This window comes from Pantoea sp. UBA5035 (assembly GCF_002415245.1).
GTDB lineage: Bacteria > Pseudomonadota > Gammaproteobacteria > Enterobacterales > Enterobacteriaceae > Pantoea > Pantoea septica.
The window spans coordinates 423,435-441,655 of sequence record NZ_DICD01000027.1; the positions used below are offsets into that span (position 1 = coordinate 423,435).

19 protein-coding genes are annotated in these 18,221 nt (G+C 60.2%); 11 read left to right on the forward strand and 8 right to left on the reverse strand.

What is annotated here, in order from left to right; genetic code table 11:
- Positions 1-29: 29 nt before the first annotated feature.
- Positions 30-1,256 (reverse strand): peptidase T, encoded by a 1,227-nt coding sequence (pepT, locus tag B3229_RS18795; RefSeq protein ID WP_286873304.1) that lies wholly within the window; start codon positions 1,254-1,256, stop codon positions 30-32.
- A gap of 122 nt (positions 1,257-1,378) precedes the next feature.
- Here pepT and B3229_RS18800 point away from each other — a divergent pair, with 122 nt between their 5' ends.
- The gene (locus B3229_RS18800; protein WP_286873547.1) at positions 1,379-2,968 is read left to right on the forward strand and encodes an ABC transporter substrate-binding protein; all 1,590 of its coding nucleotides are present in this window, start codon (positions 1,379-1,381) and stop codon (positions 2,966-2,968) included.
- Here B3229_RS18800 and B3229_RS18805 read toward each other — a convergent pair whose 3' ends face one another.
- A complete protein-coding gene (locus B3229_RS18805) occupies positions 2,969-3,877 on the reverse strand; it encodes a LysR family transcriptional regulator (RefSeq protein ID WP_286873307.1) in 909 nt (302 codons plus the stop codon).
- Positions 3,878-4,030: 153 nt separating this feature from the next.
- On the opposite strand from B3229_RS18805, the gene B3229_RS18810 reads away from it, so the two are divergent.
- Both B3229_RS18810 and B3229_RS18815 read left to right on the forward strand, forming a co-directional pair.
- Positions 4,031-5,452 carry a M20 family metallopeptidase gene (locus B3229_RS18810; protein ID WP_286873310.1) on the forward strand — a complete coding sequence of 474 codons (1,422 nt, stop codon included), beginning with the start codon at positions 4,031-4,033 and terminating at the stop codon, positions 5,450-5,452.
- The gene (locus B3229_RS18815; protein ID WP_286873313.1) at positions 5,449-6,723 is read left to right on the forward strand and encodes an MFS transporter; all 1,275 of its coding nucleotides are present in this window, start codon (positions 5,449-5,451) and stop codon (positions 6,721-6,723) included. Before B3229_RS18810 ends, B3229_RS18815 begins: the two co-directional genes overlap by 4 nt.
- A gap of 60 nt (positions 6,724-6,783) precedes the next feature.
- Here the strand turns inward: B3229_RS18815 and aldA are convergent, their stop codons facing one another.
- Entirely contained in the window at positions 6,784-8,223 is a 1,440-nt protein-coding gene (gene aldA / locus B3229_RS18820; RefSeq protein ID WP_286873316.1) for an aldehyde dehydrogenase, read from the reverse strand.
- A gap of 240 nt (positions 8,224-8,463) precedes the next feature.
- On the opposite strand from aldA, the gene B3229_RS18825 reads away from it, so the two are divergent.
- Positions 8,464-8,730, forward strand: coding sequence for a DksA/TraR family C4-type zinc finger protein (locus B3229_RS18825; protein ID WP_048781365.1), 267 nt, complete (start codon positions 8,464-8,466; stop codon positions 8,728-8,730).
- A gap of 1 nt (position 8,731) precedes the next feature.
- On the opposite strand, the gene B3229_RS18830 is transcribed toward B3229_RS18825, so the two are convergent.
- A complete protein-coding gene (locus B3229_RS18830; protein WP_143806249.1) occupies positions 8,732-8,830 on the reverse strand; it encodes a YoaK family small membrane protein in 99 nt (32 codons plus the stop codon).
- A gap of 21 nt (positions 8,831-8,851) precedes the next feature.
- On the reverse strand, positions 8,852-9,175 hold the full coding sequence (locus tag B3229_RS18835) for a hypothetical protein (RefSeq protein ID WP_286873322.1): 324 nt from the start codon (positions 9,173-9,175) through the stop codon (positions 8,852-8,854).
- A 357-nt stretch (positions 9,176-9,532) separates the two neighbouring features.
- Here B3229_RS18835 and rhaT point away from each other — a divergent pair, with 357 nt between their 5' ends.
- Positions 9,533-10,567, forward strand: coding sequence for an L-rhamnose/proton symporter RhaT (gene rhaT, locus B3229_RS18840; protein WP_033747132.1), 1,035 nt, complete (start codon positions 9,533-9,535; stop codon positions 10,565-10,567).
- A 211-nt stretch (positions 10,568-10,778) separates the two neighbouring features.
- Here the strand turns inward: rhaT and rhaR are convergent, their stop codons facing one another.
- Both rhaR and rhaS read right to left on the reverse strand, forming a co-directional pair.
- Complete coding sequence (rhaR, locus tag B3229_RS18845; protein WP_286873324.1) at positions 10,779-11,651, reverse strand: HTH-type transcriptional activator RhaR; 873 nt, start codon at positions 11,649-11,651, stop codon at positions 10,779-10,781.
- A 12-nt stretch (positions 11,652-11,663) separates the two neighbouring features.
- Positions 11,664-12,485 carry an HTH-type transcriptional activator RhaS gene (rhaS, locus tag B3229_RS18850; RefSeq protein WP_048781362.1) on the reverse strand — a complete coding sequence of 274 codons (822 nt, stop codon included), beginning with the start codon at positions 12,483-12,485 and terminating at the stop codon, positions 11,664-11,666.
- 290 nt (positions 12,486-12,775) lie between these two features.
- Here rhaS and rhaB point away from each other — a divergent pair, with 290 nt between their 5' ends.
- Genes rhaB through rhaM form a run of 4 tightly spaced genes read left to right on the forward strand, consistent with a single transcriptional unit; the run spans position 12,776 to position 16,653 of the window.
- Positions 12,776-14,257 (forward strand): rhamnulokinase, encoded by a 1,482-nt coding sequence (rhaB, locus tag B3229_RS18855; RefSeq protein ID WP_286873327.1) that lies wholly within the window; start codon positions 12,776-12,778, stop codon positions 14,255-14,257.
- Positions 14,241-15,497, forward strand: a complete 1,257-nt coding sequence (locus B3229_RS18860) for an L-rhamnose isomerase (protein ID WP_286873329.1) — start codon at positions 14,241-14,243, stop codon at positions 15,495-15,497. The genes rhaB and B3229_RS18860 overlap by 17 nt, the downstream gene beginning before the upstream one ends.
- Before the next feature lie 9 nt (positions 15,498-15,506).
- A complete protein-coding gene (gene rhaD, locus B3229_RS18865; protein WP_033747144.1) occupies positions 15,507-16,349 on the forward strand; it encodes a rhamnulose-1-phosphate aldolase in 843 nt (280 codons plus the stop codon).
- Positions 16,339-16,653: an L-rhamnose mutarotase gene (gene rhaM, locus B3229_RS18870; RefSeq protein WP_048781359.1), complete on the forward strand. Its 315-nt coding sequence runs from the start codon at positions 16,339-16,341 to the stop codon at positions 16,651-16,653. Before rhaD ends, rhaM begins: the two co-directional genes overlap by 11 nt.
- 60 nt (positions 16,654-16,713) lie before the next feature.
- Here rhaM and B3229_RS18875 read toward each other — a convergent pair whose 3' ends face one another.
- Positions 16,714-17,364 carry a TetR/AcrR family transcriptional regulator gene (locus tag B3229_RS18875; RefSeq protein ID WP_286873331.1) on the reverse strand — a complete coding sequence of 217 codons (651 nt, stop codon included), beginning with the start codon at positions 17,362-17,364 and terminating at the stop codon, positions 16,714-16,716.
- 294 nt (positions 17,365-17,658) lie between these two features.
- On the opposite strand from B3229_RS18875, the gene bhsA reads away from it, so the two are divergent.
- Together bhsA and B3229_RS18885 are read left to right on the forward strand one after the other, a co-directional pair.
- Positions 17,659-17,916, forward strand: a complete 258-nt coding sequence (gene bhsA / locus B3229_RS18880) for a multiple stress resistance protein BhsA (protein ID WP_286873334.1) — start codon at positions 17,659-17,661, stop codon at positions 17,914-17,916.
- Positions 17,917-17,947: 31 nt separating this feature from the next.
- Entirely contained in the window at positions 17,948-18,205 is a 258-nt protein-coding gene (locus B3229_RS18885; RefSeq protein WP_033747155.1) for a hypothetical protein, read from the forward strand.
- Positions 18,206-18,221 lie beyond the last annotated feature (16 nt).

Sequence of the window (18,221 nt, forward strand, 5' to 3'; positions counted from 1 at the left end):
TGGCCGCCTTTTTTATTGCCGCTCAGCCTTTAGTTCTGCGCCGCCAGCAAGCAAAGCCTTTCCGCCACCTGATAGGACTTCACAAAGGATGAGATCGGCAGAAACTCGAAGCGGGAGTGAAAGTTGTGTGCGCCGGTAAAGAAGTTCGGCGTCAGCAATCCTTTCGCAGACAGCGCCGCGCCGTCGGTGCCGCCGCGCATCGGGATGACCTTTGGCTCAATATCGAGATCCGCCAGCGCGGTAAAGATCAGATCGATCGCGCGGCGATCTTCGCCCACGGCGTTGCTGATGTTGCTGTAGATGTCGCTGATGCTGATGGCGACGCTGCCGGTTGGATAGCGCTGCGCAATCTCCGCCACGGCCTGCTGCAGCTGCGCTTTTCGCGCGGCAAACTGCGCCAGATCGAAATCGCGAATCGAGGCCTTCAGCGTGGCCTGGCTGGCGCCCGCCTGCATCTCGTTAAACCAGATATAGCCTTCGCGACCCGCGGTATGCTCCGGCGTTTCCCGACGATCGAACAGGCTGATAAAGTCGTGCGCCATCAGCAGCGGATTGACCAGTACCCCTTTGGCCGACATCGGATGCGCCGGCACCCCGGTAAAGGTGATCTCCGCCGACGCGCCGTTGAAGTTCTCATAGACCACTTCGCCCAGCTCGCAGCAGTCGATGGTCCAGGCGAAATCGACGTTGAAGCGCTTTTCCAGATCGAGCGCCTTCGCGCCGCGCAGCCCAATCTCTTCGTCGGGCACAAAGGCCACCACGATATCGCCGTGATCGCCCTGCAAATTCTCCATCAGCGTCATCACCACCGTCACCGCCGCCTTATTGTCCGCGCCCAGCACGCTGGTGCCGTCGCTGAAAATAATCTCCTCGCCGAGATAGGGGGCGATCTCCGGGTGCTCGTCGCGGCGCAGCCAGATATCTTCACGCGCGTTGAGCAACAGATCCTCGCCTTGCCAGGTGAGGATCTGCGGATGAATATCGGGCGAGAGCCCTACATCAACAGTATCGATATGGGTAATAAACCCGATGCGCGGCGCACTGGGCCGGTTGCCGCGCTTCACCGCCGTCACCGTGGCGCAGTCGTCGATTTCCACCTTATCCAGCCCGAGAGCGGTCAGCTCCTGCGCCAGCAGCTGCGCCATGGCGTGCTGGCTCGGCGTGCTGGGCAAGGTGTCTGATTTAGCGTCGCTCTGGCTGCTGACCGCCAGATAGCGAAAAAAACGTTGAGTTAACTTATTTGCAAGGGCTGTCATCACCGATCCTTATTTGTCTGCCAACAGCGGGATTCGTTATGTTACGAAAACGTGGTATCCATAAAGCGTCTGGATCATTTAGGGAATCTGACCAACGGAAGTCAATAAAAAGTGAGGAAATGATGAAAGTGAAGATAGCGATGCTGGCGTTGCTGACCGCTACCCTGGCGCATAATGCCGGCGCGAAAACGCTGGTTTACTGCGCCGAAGGGTCGCCGGAAAACTTCAATCCGCAGCTCTACACCTCGGGAACCAGCGTGGACGCCAGCGCGGTGCCGGTTTTTAACCGGCTGGTGGACTTTAAATATGGCACCACCGAACTGGTGCCGAGCCTGGCGGAAAGCTGGGAGATTAGCCCGGACGGCAAGGTCTATACCTTCCACCTGCGCAAAAACGTTTCTTTTCAGAGCAATAAAGCCTTCAAACCCAGCCGCGATTTCAACGCCGACGATGTTATCTTCTCTTTTATGCGGCAGATGGATAGCAAAAATCCCTACCACAACGTCTCTGGCGGCACTTACGCTAATTTCGACAGCCTTGAGTTAACCACCCTGATCAAGAGTATCGATCGCGTCGACGACCACACGGTGCGCTTTACCCTGAATCACGCGGAAGCGCCTTTCCTCGCCGATCTCGCCTGGTATTTCGCCTCGATTCACTCCGCTGAATATGCTGACCAGATGCTGAAGGCGGGCACGCCGGAGAAGGTCGATATGGATCCCATCGGCACCGGGCCGTTCCAGCTGGTGCAGTATCAGAAAGACTCGCGCATTCTCTATAAGGCCTTTCCAGAGTACTGGGCGGGCAAGGCAAAGCTGGACCGCATCGTGTTCAGCATTACGCCGGACGCCTCGGTGCGGCTTGCCAAGCTGGAGAAGGGCGAATGTCAGATCATGCCGTTCCCGAATCCCGCAGATCTGGAGAAAATGCGCAGCAATCCGGCGATCAACCTGATGCAAAAGGCGGGGCTGAATACCGGCTTCCTCGCGTTCAACACCACTAAAGCGCCGCTGGATAAGGTGGAGGTGCGACAGGCGCTGGCGATGGCGATCAACAAACCCGCCATTATCGACGCGATTTTCAAAGGCACCGGCACCGCGGCGAAGAACATTCTGCCGCCGGGCGTCTGGAGCGAAAACAGAGACCTTAAGGATTACAGCTACGATCCCGAGAAAGCTAAAGCGCTGCTGCAGCAGGCGGGCATCAAGCCCGGCACGGAAATCGCGCTCTGGGCTATGCCGGTTTCCCGTCCCTATAACCCTAACGCGCGCCGTATGGCGGAGATGATTCAGGCGGACTGGGCGAAGGTCGGCATCAAGGCCTCTATTGTCACCTACGAATGGGGCGAGTATCTCAAGCGGGTGCGAAGCGGCGAGCATCAGGCGGCGCTGATGGGATGGACCACCGCCACCGGCGATCCCGACAACTTTTTCGGGCCGCTCTACAGCTGCAAATCAACCCAGGGCGGTTCCAACTCCTCGAAGTGGTGCTATCAGCCGTTTGAAAAGCTGATCACCGAGGCGCGTGCCGAACCGGATCAGGGCAAGCGCACCGCGCTCTACCTGCAGGCGCAGCAGATCATGCATGATCAGATGCCCGCGGTGATGATTGCCCACTCGACTATCTTCGAGCCGGTACGCAAAGAGGTAAGCGGCTACGATATCGACCCGTTCGGCAAACACATTTTCTATCCGGTCGATATTAAAGAGTAATCAGGCCAGTCCGGCGGCGATCGCGCTGATACGCTGCTGGAGAAACGCGAGAAAGGGCGACAGCGCCGCGTTGCGCTGTCGTCCCGATACGCGCTGCAGCTGCAGCGTGCGCTGGCTGAGCTGGTCGACGCCCATCTCGCGCAGCACCAGATGCTGGGTTTGCGTTGCGTTGATCAGGGTAAACGCGCTGCTGATGGTGATCGCCTCAGGGGTATTGAGCAGAAACTGATAGAGCGTGGCGAAATAGTCGCAGGTCAGCACCGGTTCAATCACGCAGCCGCGCATCTGACAGGCGAGATCGAACAGCTGCCGCACCGTGGTGTTCTGCTCCGGCAGCGCCATTGGATAGTGGCTGAGCGCTTCCAGCGTCACCGGCTGTTGCGCCAGCGGATGATCTCTCTGCATCGCCAGCAGCACCGGCGCGGGCCAGGAGCCGATGACTTCCACGCCGCGTTCTGGATGAAGGCTAAACTGCAGCGCCACGTCGCACTCCCCGGCGCGCACGCGTTCCGCTACGCTCTGCGCGCTCTCTACCTTTAGCGCGAAATAGACGCCGGGATTCAGCGTGCGAAACTCCGCCAGCAAACCTGGCAGCAGGCTGAACGCCATGCCGTCGGTGCAGGCGACGCGAATAAGCGTGCGGCGGATCGCCTTCAGTCCTTTAATCTCCGCCAGCGCGTACTCCATATCCAGCTGGCTTTGCCGTACCTGACGGGCAAAAATTTCTCCCGCCTCATTGAGCACCATGCCGCGCGCGTGACGATCGAACAGCGGCGCGCCCACCTGCGCCTCCAGCCGCTGGATCTGTCGGCTGATGGCGGAGACCGCTACAAACAGCTGCTCGCTGGCAGCGCTCAGCGAACCGCTGTTGGCCACGGCCAGGAAATAACGGATCTCGCTGCTCAGCATCCTCTCTCCTCTGCACCCCAGCGGTGCATGCTTCTTTATCGGGCATTTTAGCTTTGCTTTCAAAGCAAGGCTATGTCGATAAATTGATAATTGTGGCAACGCCCGCCTTTTGGCAAAGATAGAGCGACACACAATAAAAAAGACAGGGCAAACATGACGGAACAACAGGCAATGCAACAGGCGATACGCTATTTCGACAGCGGAGAATTCCAGCGGCTTCTGGCGCGTCGCGTGGCGTGCGCCACCGAAAGCCAGCGGGCGGATCGCGACGGCGAGCTGAATCACTATTTGCAGCAGGAGATCGCGCCGCAGCTGGCAGCGCTGGGCTTCACGCTGCACTTTATCGACAATCCGGCAGCGGCGAATGCTCCTTTTCTGGTGGCGACGCGTATTGAAGAGGCGACGCTGCCGACGCTGCTGCTCTATGGTCACGGCGACGTGGTGTTCGGCGACGATGAAAACTGGCGCGACGGCCTGAATCCCTGGCAGCTGATCGAAGAGGGCGATCGCTGGTATGGCCGCGGCAGCGCGGACAATAAAGGCCAGCACTGCGTTAATCTGGCGGCGCTGGAGCAGGTTTACCAGGCGCGCGGCGGCCGTCTCGGCTTTAACTGCAAAATTCTGTTCGAGATGGGCGAAGAGATCAGCTCGCCCGGGCTGGCCGAGCTATGCCGCCAGCAGCAGGCGCTGCTGCGCGCCGACCTCTTTATCGCCTCCGACGGCCCGCGCGTCAGCGCGCCGCGGCCGACGCTGTTTCTCGGCTCGCGCGGCGCGGCCAATTTTCGCCTCACCATCCGCGCGCGCGACAACGCCTATCACTCCGGCAACTGGGGCGGGCTGCTCAGCAATCCCGGCATCCAGCTGGCGAACGCCATCGCCTCGCTGGTCAATGCGCGCGGCGTGCTGCAGATCGAGGCGCTGAAGCCCGACTCGCTGAGCGCGGCAGTACGCGCCATTCTCAGCGATATCGAGGTGGGCGGCATGCCGGGCGATCCGGCGCTGGACGCCGACTGGGGCGAACCGGGCCTGACGGCGGCGGAGCGTCTGTACGGCTGGAACACGCTGGAGGTGCTGGCCTTCGAGACCGGCAACCCGGCGCGTCCTATGAATGCGATCCCGGGCGAGGCGACCGCGGTGTGTCAGCTGCGCTTTGTGGTGGGCACCGACTGGGAAAACCTGGTGGCGCACGTTGAGGCACATCTGCGCGCCCACGGATTCGACTCTGTGCAGGTCGAGTTTTTGCGCGGCTCGCCCGCCACGCGTCTCGATCCGCAAAGCCCGCTGGTCGCCTGGGCGCTGGAGAGCCTGGCCGTCAGCAGCGGCAAAAAACCGGCGCTCCTGCCTAACCTGGGCGGTTCTCTGCCGAACGAGGTCTTTTCGGCGATCCTCGGGCTGCCGACTCTGTGGGTGCCGCACTCTTATCCCGCCTGCGGCCAGCACGGCGTTAACGAGCATATGCTGAAGTCCGTGGCGCGCGAAGGCCTGCAGATCATGACGCGGCTGTTCTGGCAGCTGGGCGAAGAGGGCGAGGCGCTGCTGGCGCGGCAGCAGGCTTACCAGGGAGCGCGCGTATGAGCACGCTGTCGCAAGCAGCAATGCAGGTTCAGACGAAGCCGAGCCTGCACAAAACCCTGTTCGCCACCTGTATCGGCAACGCGCTGGAGTGGTTCGATATTGCGGTCTACGGCTTCTTCGCCAGCTATATCGCCCACGCCTTTTTCCCCACCAGCGACGCTTCCGTATCGCTGCTGTTAACATTCGGCAGCTTTGGCGTCTCTTTTCTTATCCGTCCCCTCGGCGCGGTGGTGCTGGGCAACTACGCCGACCGCCACGGCCGCAAAAAGGCGCTGCTGCTCTCTATCAATCTGATGATGCTGGGCGGCGCGATCATCACCTTTATGCCGGAGTACGGCACTATCGGGCTGGCGGCGCCGCTGTTGATTATGCTGGCGCGCCTGATTCAGGGCTTTTCGGCGGGCGGCGAGTTCGGCAGCTCGACGGCGTTTCTGGTGGAGCATTTTCCCAAGCGCAAAGCCTTTATCGCCAGCTGGCAGTTCGCGACGCAGGGCGCCAGCACGCTGATGGCCTCCGCCTTCGGCCTCGGGCTGACGCAGATCCTTAGCGAGGCGCAGATTCAGTCCTGGGGCTGGCGCATTCCTTTCGCCTTCGGTCTGCTGATCGGTCCGCTGGGGATCTATATCCGCCGTCACGTTCATGAACCTGCGAGCTTTGCTCAGCAGGAAAAAAGCGCGGCGCCGTTAAAACAGCTGTTCGGTGCTCAGAAAGAGCTGATGCTGCTGGCGGTCGGGCTGATGGTGATCTCAACGGCGGTTAACTACATGCTGAACTATGTGCCGACCTACGCCACCAAAACGCTGCATCTGCCGGGCAGCGTCGCGTTTAGCGCCACGCTGCTGGCGGGGGCGATCCTCACCCTGGTGACGCCGCTGATGGGGCTGTGGGCCGAGCGCGTAGGGCGCGTGCCGCTGATGTGGGGGTCGCTGCTGCTGTTGCTGGTGACCATCTATCCCGCCTTTCGCTATATGGTGAATCACACTTCGCCGCTGACGCTGATGCTGCTGGTGGGCTGGATGGCGCTGCTGAAATCGATCTACTTTTCCACCGTGCCGTCGGTGATGGCGGATCTCTTTCCCGTCGGCACGCGCGCCAGCGGCATGGCGATCAGCTATAACGTCGCGGTGACGATATTCGGCGGCTTCGCGCCGCTGGTCTGCACGCTGCTGATAAACGCCACCGGCAGCAGTCTTGCACCGGGCTACTATCTGATGGCGGTATCGCTGCTGAGCGCCGCGGCGCTGCTGCGCAGCCGGTCGCGCGTAGCCTGAGCGCCGAGTGGCAGGCGGGTGAGCGGGCGCGCAGGCCGCCCGAAAAGGGCGGCCCAACCGTTACAGTGAAAACTGCAGATAGGCGACGTGCGTCTGCAGATACTCTTCCAGCCCATGTCGACCGTCGGCGCCGCCGATGCCCGATTTGCGCCAGCCCGCATGGAACCCCTGCATCGCCTCAAAATTCTCGCGGTTAACGTAGGTTTCGCCGAACTTCAGCTTACGCAGCGCCACCATGGTGGTATTCAGATCCCGCGTATAGAGAGAGGAGGTGAGGCCGTACTCGCAGTCGTTGGCCAGCGCAATGGCCTCGTCCAGCGTTTTGAAGGTCATCACCGGCAGCACCGGCCCAAAGATCTCCTCGCGCATAATCTCCATATCCTGACGGACGTCGGCGATAATCGTCGGCTGAAAAAAGAAGCCCTTTTCACCGGCGCGCTTGCCGCCCAGCACCACCTTGCCGCCCGCCGCCACGGCGTCCGCCACTTTCTTCTCGACGCGCGCCAGCGCAGCGGCGTTAATCAGCGGCCCCATATCCAGATCGCGCTGCTCCGCCGGATCGCCGAAAGTCACGCCTTTGAACGCCTCGGTTAACGCGGTCATAAAGCAATCGTAAATGCCCTCCTGCACATAGACGCGCTCCGCGCAGTTGCATACCTGGCCGCTGTTGATCACGCGGGAGCTGACGATCGCCTTAACCGCTAGCGCGACGTCGGCATCATCCATCACGATGGCGGGCGCCTTGCCGCCCAGCTCCAGCGACACTTTAGTCACGTTCTTCGCCGCTGCCGTCATGGTGGCGACGCCTGCGCCGACGCTGCCGGTCAGGCTGACCAGACCAACTTTCGCGTTAGCGGCCAGCTCCTGTCCAATCTCCGGGCCGTAGCCATAGACAATGTTAATTACGCCCGGCGGCAGGCCGATATGATGAACGATCTCGGCAAAGATGCCGGCGTTTAGGGGCGTCAGCTCGCTGGGCTTAATCACGATGGTATTGCCGGTGATCAGCGCAGGCGCGGCTTTACGGGCGATTAAAAAGAAAGGGAAGTTCCACGGCAGAATGCCGGTGGTGACGCCGATCGCCTTTTTAAAGACGAAAATATTTTCATTGGGCCGATCGCTGTTGACGATCTCGCCTTCATAGCGGCGCGCCCATTCGGCCATATATTCAAGATAATCTGCGGTGAACAGCACCTCGGTCTGCGCCAGCCCCTGCGTTTTGCCGCCTTCGGCGACGATGGTGGCGGTCAGTTCCGGCTCGCGGTCGCGAATAGCGGCCGCCAGCTTGCGCAGCCAGCCGCCGCGCTCTACGGCGGGCAGCGCCTCCCATGCCGGCTGCGCGGCTTCGGCGGCGTCAATCGCGCGGCTGGCGTCCTGCGCGCAGCCTTCAGGTATGCGAGCCAGCAGCGCTTCAGTGGCGGGATTGATCACCTCAATCCAGCTGTCTGCGCTGTGCGCGACAAACTCGCCGTTAATGTAATGTTTTAGTTCTGTTGTCATCTGCCGAATCTCCGATGTCGGGTACGTTAATAAAATGTTTTATAAATGCAGCGTGAAACAAAATGGAAGGGGACACCTTAGTCTGATTGCCACAGGCGGCGCGGTGCTGGCAAACAGACGCAGATTGGAACGATGAGGGCGGCAAAAGGTTGTATTCAGCGGCGATGGCCCGCATATCTTCTCAACGTTGCGCAAAACGGAATTTGGGCCAACACTTTCAAGAAGCATGAGGAGGATGTTATGGCGAGCGGATGGGCGTCAGACGGCGCCGTTCAGGAACAGATCGAAAGTACGGTTAACGATGAGATTGCGCGCGTGCGCGGCACCATGAGCAAGGGCGAAAGCGCGGAGTTTTGCGACGAGTGCGGCGAGCCGATCCCGCAGGCGCGCCGTGAAGCAGTGCCGGGCGTGCGCTTCTGCCTGGCGTGTCAGCAGGAGCACGATAAAGAAATGAAGGGCAGCGCGCTCTTCAACCGCCGCGGCAGTAAAGACAGTCAGCTACGATAGCTCAGGAACCAGGCATGGCGAGTCCGCTGCCGATAAACCATGCCAGAAAGCCGACGCCAGCGACGATAATCGCGATCGGAAACAGAATACCCACTCTCATAGAAACCTCATTATCTCCGCGTCAGGCGACCTGCATCACCGCGCGGTGCGTTTTCAGCATGCTAAATAGTTGAAACTGAGTGGCGTCGCTGACGTCGCGCAGCACTTCGCCTTTTTTATAGGTAATGCTGCGCACCTGGCCCAGCTGACGCCACACCACCAGCGCAGAGGCGATGAGCGCGCAGTTCTCTTCCGCCTGCTGGCACTCCAGCGTGGCGTACTGCGTCTCTTCCAGTCCATTAATAAAAATCTTAAGCGCGCTGGCGGGCAGGATGGCGCGCAGATCGTCCAGCATCACGCGACTTACCGCACGCGTTAAGAACAGCGTTAACCATTTACCCGTCATCTCAATTCCGGCCGTCGAAGATTTTCTACGTTTTATACGGCGTTAAGCGTCATTAGTGAAGCGATCTTTCTGTTGCTGCCAGGGACGAGAGAAAAGCGGCAGCCAGCTGATAAATGTGCTGCGCGGCACAGCAGTTTGCAAAAAAATCCTGAATAATAAGTCACTTATAGGAATTATTCGCTGCCATTCCGACAAAGTCGAAACTGTGATCTGCGTAGGGAGTAACTGGCGGATATTGCCATTTCGGCTTTGCGATCGGCAGTCATCCAAAGGCTGAGGCGTTCAGGCGCGCCGTAGACTGCCTGCTAATCAGGAACCGGGTTTCCTGTAGGCCTCAACCTTATGCAAGGAATAACAATGAACAGTGCCATTATTGCAGGTATCTTCTGGCATCTCGTCGGAGCTGCCAGCGCCGCGTGTTTCTACGCGCCGTTTAAACAGGTGAAAAAGTGGTCATGGGAAACGATGTGGTCGATAGGCGGCTTTATGTCCTGGCTGATCCTGCCCTGGGCGGTAAGCGCCGTGCTGCTGCCGAACTTCTGGGCTTATTACGGCAGCTTTAGCTTCTCTCAGCTGCTGCCGGTGTTTCTGTTCGGCGCAATGTGGGGCATCGGCAATATTAACTACGGCCTGACGATGCGCTATCTCGGCATGTCGATGGGCATCGGCATCGCTATCGGCATTACGCTGGTGGTCGGCACCCTGATGACGCCGCTGATCCAGGGGCGCTTCGGCGAGCTGTTCGCCTCGACCGGCGGCCGTTTAACGCTGCTTGGCGTCGCCGTGGCGCTGGTGGGCGTCGCCATCGTTTCGCGCGCCGGTTTGCTGAAGGAGCGCGCGCTGGGAATCAATGCCGAGGAGTTTAACCTTAAGAAAGGGCTGGTGCTGGCGGTGATGTGCGGCATCTTTTCAGCAGGCATGTCGTTTGCGATGGATGCGGCTAAACCGATGCATGAAGCGGCGGCGCAGCTGGGCATCGATCCGCTCTACGTCGCGCTGCCAAGCTATGTGGTGATCATGGGCGGCGGGGCGCTGGTCAATCTGGCGTTCTGTTTTATCCGCCTGGCGATGAAGCCGGAACTGTCGCTGCGCCGGGATCTCTCAGTGGCGAAGCCGCTGCTGATCGCCAATATCGCCTTTGCGGTGCTGGGCGGCACCATGTGGTATCTGCAGTTTTTCTTCTACGCCTGGGGCCACGCCAGCATTCCGCCGCAGTATGACTACGTAAGCTGGATGCTGCATATGAGCCTCTACGTGCTGTGCGGCGGGCTGGTGGGGCTGCTGATGAAAGAGTGGAAGTCGGCCGGGCGTCGTCCGGTAGGCGTGCTCTCTATCGGCTGCGTGGTGATTATTATCGCCGCCAATATCGTTGGGCTTGGCATGGCCGCGTAAGTCTGCAGGAAGATAAAACAGGCAGGTTCTGGTTGGAAAATAACGTGCCCGCGCGGGCAAGAAGGTCAGAGGAGCAAAGCGTCCCGCGACAGAGATGTTGCGGGACGAGCCGACATGGATGCCGCTTTTTGCGTCTTTACGAACAAGCCATTTCACCCGCCTGGCAGGCACAGGGCGCTGCCTGTGCGCGCGACGCTGACGCTTGTATTTTTTAAGACGGCGCTCGATCCTGCGCCCCACTTCCCGACCGCTGTGGCACAAACTGCTGGCGCCAGGCGCTGGGGGTTAAGCCGGTGTCGCGCGTAAACACCACCGAAAAATAGTTGCTGTCGTCGAAACCGCAGCGCGCCGCCACTTCACCGATCAGACAGTCCTGAGTGCGCAGCAGATGCTTCGCCTGACAGAGCTGAAGCTGGCGCAGGTAATGGCCGACCGTCATGCCGGTCTGCTGACGAAACAGCTGCTTCAGCGCCCGTTCGTTCAGCGAGTTCTGCTGACAAAACGCCGCCAGGTCGAAGGGACGCGCCACCGCGCCCTGCAGCGCCGACATCAGCAGATCGAGCTGTTCCCCCTCAGGCAGCGCCCAGGGGCGATCTGCCGCATAGCCGTGACGACGCAGGATCAACGCCAGTTGCAAAAAGAGCGCTTCCGTCAGCTGAATAGAGAGGGGATCGCCCTTACGGCTCTCGCGCTCCAGCTGGCTGATGACGCCGCGCGCCAGCGCCATGCCGCGCGTGGTCAGCCGCCAGCAGCCCGGCGCGTCGACGCCCTGCGGCGGCAAGAGTTGCGTCCAGTCGAGAGCCAGACCGAAGCGATCGCGGCAGTAAAGAATATTATCCAGCACCAGATCGTTGACGCTGTCGTAGCTGTGGCAATCCTGGTCGCGGATATAGAAGACGTCGCCGCAGGTAATCAGCCAGGGGCGATCGTTGAGGATATGCAGGCCGTTGCCGCGCCAGACGATGACAATTTCGCTGAACTCATGCCGGTGAGGGGGAAAAGAGGGTTGCGGCATACGTTCAGCCACCGTAACCGGCAGGCCTGGGGCGGCAAAATAGTCGTCCCGACTCAGTATCAGCGTCATCGCTTGCTCCTTTTACATCATCTGCTGGCGCTCCGCTCGCGGGGCGCAGCCAAATTCACGCCGAAACAGGGTGGAGAAATGGTTGCTGTCGCCGAAGCCGCACTGAAAGGCGATATCGGTGATGCGCAGATCGCTGTGGCGCAGCAGATGACGCGCCTGCAGCAGACGCAGACGGTTCAGATAGCGCTGCGGCGTACTGCCGGTCTGCTGCTTCATCTGACGGTGCAGCGTGCGCAGTGACAGCGAAAAGCGGTCGGCCAGCGCTTCCCACAAAATTTCTTCACTGTAGTGATCGTTAAGCCAGTCGAGCAGGCGGTGCAGGCGCGCCTCCTGATCCTGCGCCTGTTCATTGCGGCACGCTTCACGCAGCAAAACCAGCAGCTGCAAAAAGAGCTGCTCTTGTCGCGCCTGCTTCTCCAGCGACCAGCCATCATCCTGCCGCATCTTTGCCACCACATCCAGCGCCTGCGTCATGACTTTATTATTTATCCGCCAGTGCGAGGCGTAGCTGCCATCTTGGTCGTTCGGCAGCAGCGCCTGCAGTCCCGAGAGAAAGCGAAACGCGCCCGGGCTGCGGTAAAGCACGTTGGTCAGGCAGAGATTCTCCGTCTGTTCATACAGATGGCGATCGTGATCGCGCACGAAGCAGACGCAGCCGGCGCACAACGTTTGCGGCTGTCCGTTGAAAACGTGAATCCCCGAACCCTGTTCCACCAGCACGATTTCATGAAAATCGTGGTGATGTTCGGGAAACGCCTGCTGCGGCACCCGGGGTTCGATAGCGATGGCGTAGTCGCCCTGAGGGAAGAAATCGGCGCTGTGTAAAATCGTCATTGGAGCCTCGGTCGTTTAACAAAAGCGTAACCGAGTCTACTCAGCGCCCGCGCGGCTGACCTTGAATTTTCAACCGCGAAGCGCAGGAAATTCGCTTTTTTTTCAAGATATTCCCACCAGTTAAAAGAATTGCGGCGAAGCTCACATCCGTCGCCCTTGCGCCTCTGTGATCTCTCTCACGAACTTCTTTGCAAACCTGCCAGCGGCGTTGCGGCGCTGGCAGTACGGGGAAGGTGGCGCGCGCTCAAGGTTCCTACTCTGTCAGCATCATATCTAAGGAAGAACGGGCCATGAGTAAGCGAAATATCGTTGCGGTTGATTTGGGCGCATCCAGCGGACGCGTGATGCTCGCCCGGTGGGACGCCGCATCACAGCAAATCGATCTGCGCGAAGTGCGTCGTTTCGCCAGCCGTCGCGAACGCCGCGCCGGCTATGACTGCTGGGACCTCGATCATCTGGAGCGCGAAATCCGCGCCGGGCTGGCGCAGCTGGACGAGGAGAACATCGTGCCGGACAGCATCGGCATCGACACCTGGGGCGTCGATATGGTGCTGCTGGATAAAGCGGGCAACCGCGTCGGCGAAGCGGTGAGCTATCGCGACAAACGCACCCACGGCGTGATGGAGCAGGCGCTGCGCGAGCTGGGCAGAGAGGCGATCTACGCCCGCACCGGCATTCAGTTTCTGCCGTTCAATACGCTTTATCAGTTCCGCGCCCTGAGCCAGCAACAGCCGGACTGGAAAGAGAAGGTCGCCCACGCGCTGATGATCCCCGACTATCTGCACTATCGCCTGACGGGCAAGCTCAACTGGGAGTACACCAACGCCACCACCACGCAGCTGCTGAATATCGAAAGCGGCGAGTGGGACGCCGAACTGCTTGCCTGGGCAGGCGCGTCGCCCGCCTGGTTCGGCAAACCGACGTCGCCGGGCAATGTTATCGGCTGCTGGCAGAACGCCCGCGGCGTCGAGATCCCGGTTATCGCCGTCACCACTCACGACACCGCCAGCGCGGTGCTCGCTACGCCGCTGACCCAGGACAACGCGGCCTATCTCAGCTCCGGTACCTGGTCGCTGATGGGATTCGAAAGCCTGCTGCCTTACGCCTCCGCGAATGCGCTTAAAGCCAACATCACTAATGAGGGCGGCGCCGAAGGCTATCGCGTGCTGAAAAACATTATGGGTCTCTGGCTGCTGCAGCGGGTCTGCGCTGAGCTGCAAATCGACGATCTCTGCGCGCTGATCGCCGAGACGGCGAAAGAGCCGGCCTGTCGCGCGCTGATTAATCCCAACGACGCGCGCTTTATTAATCCGGACAGCATGGTCAACGAAATTCAGAACGCCTGCGCCGAACAGCATATGGCGGTGCCGCAGTCCGCCGCCGCGCTGGCGCGCTGTATTTTCGACAGCCTCGCGCTGCTCTACCGCCAGGTGATCGACGAGCTGGCCACGCTGCGCGGCGGCGCGTTTCGCCAGCTGCACGTGGTGGGCGGCGGCAGCCAGAACCAGTTTCTCAACCAGCTCTGCGCCGACGCCTGCGAAATTCCGGTGCTGGCCGGGCCGGTCGAAGCCTCGACGCTGGGCAACGTCGGCTGCCAGCTTATCGCCTTGGGCGAACTGACCGACGTGGCGGATTTCCGCCGCTGCGTAGAAAACAACTTCCCTCTGAAGACATTTGAACCGCTGACCAACAGCGCCTTTCGTGCCTGTCAGGCACGCTTTTCGGCGCTGAGTCAGCCTGCTAAGGAACTCGCATATGACAAAGCTGATTGAGCAAGCCTTTGAGCTCGCTAAACAACGTTATGCCGATATCGGCGTGGATGTCGAACAGGCGATGGCGCGCCTGGATAGCGTCCCCGTTTCCATGCACTGCTGGCAGGGCGACGACGTGCGCGGCTTTGAGAACCCGCAGGGCGCGCTGACCGGCGGCATTCAGGCGACGGGCAATTATCCAGGCAAAGCGCGCAACGCCGCTGAGCTGCGCGCCGACCTGGAAAAAGCGATGTCGCTGATCCCAGGCCCCAAACGTCTGAACCTGCACGCCATCTATCTGGAGAGCGAGTCGCCGGTGGATCGCGGCGCCATCGAGCCGAAGCACTTCGCCAGCTGGGTGGAGTGGGCGAAGCAGCAGAAGCTGGGGCTCGATTTTAACCCGAGCTGCTTTTCGCATCCGCTGAGCGGCGACGGATTCACCCTGTCGCACGCCGACAAGGCGATCCGCCAGTTCTGGATCGATCACTGCAAGGCGAGCCGTCGCGTATCGGCTTACTTTGGCGAGCAGCTCGGCACGCCGTCGGTGATGAATATCTGGGTGCCGGACGGCATGAAAGATCTCACCGTGGATCGGCTGGCGCCGCGTCAGCGTCTGCTGAGCGCGCTGGATGAGGTGATCGCCGAGAAGCTCAGCCCGCAGCACCATATCGACGCGGTCGAGAGCAAGCTGTTCGGCATCGGCGCGGAAAGCTACACCGTCGGCTCCAACGAGTTTTTTATGGGCTACGCCACCAGCCGTCAGACCGCGCTGACGCTGGACGCGGGCCACTTCCATCCGACCGAGGTGATTTCCGACAAGATCTCCACCGCCATGCTCTATGTGCCGCGCCTGCTGCTGCACGTCAGCCGTCCGGTGCGCTGGGACAGCGACCATGTGGTGCTGCTCGACGATGAAACCCAGGCGATCGCCAGCGAAATCGTGCGCCACCAGCTGTTCGACAAGGTGCATATCGGCCTCGACTTCTTCGACGCCTCGATTAACCGCATCGCCGCCTGGGTCATCGGCACGCGCAACACCAAGAAAGCGCTGCTGCGCGCGCTGCTGGAGCCGACCGATCGCCTGCGCCAGAGCGAGGCCGCCGGGGATTACACCGCGCGTCTGGCGCTGCTGGAAGAGCAAAAATCGCTGCCGTGGCAGGCGGTATGGGAAGCCTGGTGCCTGCGCCACGACGTGCCCGCCGACGCCAGCTGGTTAAGCGATGTGCGTCACTATGAAAAACAAATTCTGAATCAACGTTAAGGGTTCACTATGCAAAGCATTCTTTCATCCTGGTTTGTACAGGGAATGGTTAAAGCCACCAGCGATATGTGGCTCAAGGGCTGGGACGAACGTAACGGCGGCAACGTGTCGCTGCGCTTGCTGGAAGAGGAAGTTAAGCCTTTCGCCGGCGACTTTTACGCCGAGCCGCGCTGCGTTGAGCTGACGAAACCGGCGCCTGAACTGGCCAACTGCTGGTTCCTCGTTACCGGCTCGGGCAAGTTTTTCCGCAACGTACAGCTCGATCCCGCCGACTGCCTGGCGCTGCTGAAGGTCGACGAGCAAGGGCTCTCCTATAAAATTCACTGGGGGCTGAGCAACGGCGGACTGCCGACCTCCGAGCTGGCGGCGCACTTCCAGTCTCACAGCGTGCGCAAAGCGGTCTCCGGCGGCGCGGATCGCGTGATTATGCACTGTCACGCAACCAACTTTATGTCGCTGAGCTACGTGGTGGATCTCGATTCGGCGCGCTTTACCCGTCTGCTGTGGGAAGGCAGCACCGAGTGTCTGGTGGTGTTCCCGGACGGGGTCGGCATTCTGCCGTGGATGGTGCCGGGAACCGATGAAATCGGTCAGGCGACGGCCGATCAGATGGCGTCTCACAGCATCGTGATGTGGCCATTCCATGGCATCTTCGGCGCCGGACCGACGCTGGATGAAACCTTCGGCCTGATCGACACCGCAGAGAAATCGTCCGAGGTGATCGTGAAGGTGCTGTCGATGGGCGGCATTCGCCAGAGCATCACGACCGAACAGCTGGTGGCGCTGGGTAAACGCTTCAACGTTAAGCCATGGCAGGCGGCGCTCGACGCGGGGCCGGCCAATGCTTCGTAAAGCCTTTGTCATGCAGGTGAATAGTGATTGCCATCAGGAGTATGAGCGTCGCCACTCGCCTATCTGGCCGGAGCTGGCGGAAACGCTCAAGGCGCACGGCGCGCACAACTACGCAATCTGGCTGGACGCCGAACGGCATCTGCTGTTCGCCAGCGTGGAGATCGAGTCGGAAGAGCGCTGGAACGCGGTGGCGCAGACGGAAGTGTGCCAGCGCTGGTGGGCGTCGATGAAGGATCTCATGCCGAGCAATCCCGACAACAGTCCGGTTAGCCAGGTGCTAAAGCCGGTCTTCTTCCTCGAGTAAAGGTGGCAAACGAGCAGGGCGGGAACATTCCCGCCCTGATTACTTCATAGCGCAAAATATTCAGCGCTGCTTCATGCACTGACCGGTGAGCGCCGGCCACATCGCCATCAGCGTGTCGATGATGTTATCGAGATCCGCTTTCGGCGCGCCTTCGCGCGCGCGCACCGACATGCCCTGCAGCATACAGGCGAGATAGCGCGCCAGAGAGAGAATATTGACCTGCGCCGGAATATCGCCGCGCTGCTGACGGGCGGTGAGAAAATCCAGCAGCGTCTGCTGCTGCGCGTCGTGCTGCTGGCGCAGCATATGGGCGATCTCGCTTGATGACGAAGAGAGCGCGGTAGAGGTACAGATAAAGAAGCAGCCCGCCGGCGTATCGCAGTTGGTAAAGCAGGCCGCCGTAGCGCGAAACCAGCCTTCAATCGCTTCAGCTACCGATTTACTCTCATCCTGCAGCGCGGCGTTGCGTTCAGCGCTAAAGCGCTCGATATAGCGTTCCATCGCCGCGCGAAACAGGCCTTCTTTATTCTCGAACTCGGCGTAGAGCGTCGGCGCTTTTGCGCCGGTGGCAGCAACCAGATCGGAGAGAGAGGTGCCTTCATAACCATGGGTCCAGAACAGCGTCAGGGCTTTGTCCAGCGCCGCGTCCCGGTCGAAGGTTTTTGGTCGGCCGCGACATTTTTTCAGGACTTCATCATATTGCTGGCTCATAGATCCTCACGTCTGAAAAACACCCTATTAAATTACCGATCATTAAGAAAATATGCAAGCCAGCCAGCGCGCCCGTAAAAGTGGGTTGGCATTTTGTGCGTTGCCGCCTGCTTTTCCCCCATATGGTTAAGTGGAAAAGGGCGCTGCAGCCCATACTCACGCCTCTTCCACATTAAAATAACGATCGATAAAAAAATATTGACGCAGGGTCGCACCATGCTCTACTATTTGTTTAACGATCGTTAATTAATTTAACGACACCTTTTATCACACCCGAATATGAGAGCCGATATCATGAAAACCACCAAACTGACCCTGGCCGCTCTGGCCCTTACCACCCTGACTTTTGGCGCATTCGCAGCAGACCAGGTTGTCAGCGATCCGCTGCACCAGACCCCGGTAGGCACCATCTCCGCGCAGGGCGGCACTAACCTGGATTCACTGGAAGCGCAGCTGAACGCGAAAGCGGATGCCGCAGGCGCGAAATCTTTCCGCATCACCTCGACTTCCGGTCAGAACAACCTGCACGGCACCGCAGTGATTTATCAGTAAGTCAGCGGCGTCGGAGAGAAGGAGAGAGAGGATGAAAAGCGTGAAGTACGTCGTTATGGCAGCGCTGCTCAGCACGGTTTCCCTGGCCAGCGCGGCGGCGCAGCAGCTTGAGGCTGCGCCTTATTACCAGACAGAGGCCGCAGCGGTTAACGTTAGCGGCAGCGGCAGCCTGATTTCGCTGGAGCAGCAGCTGTCGGGAAAGCAGGACAACGTGCGCGTAAAGCCTTTTCCCATCGCTTCGACCTCTGGCGCGAGCAGGCTGTCTGGCACAGCCGCCAGCCTTAATTAAGAAAAAGGGCGTCGGA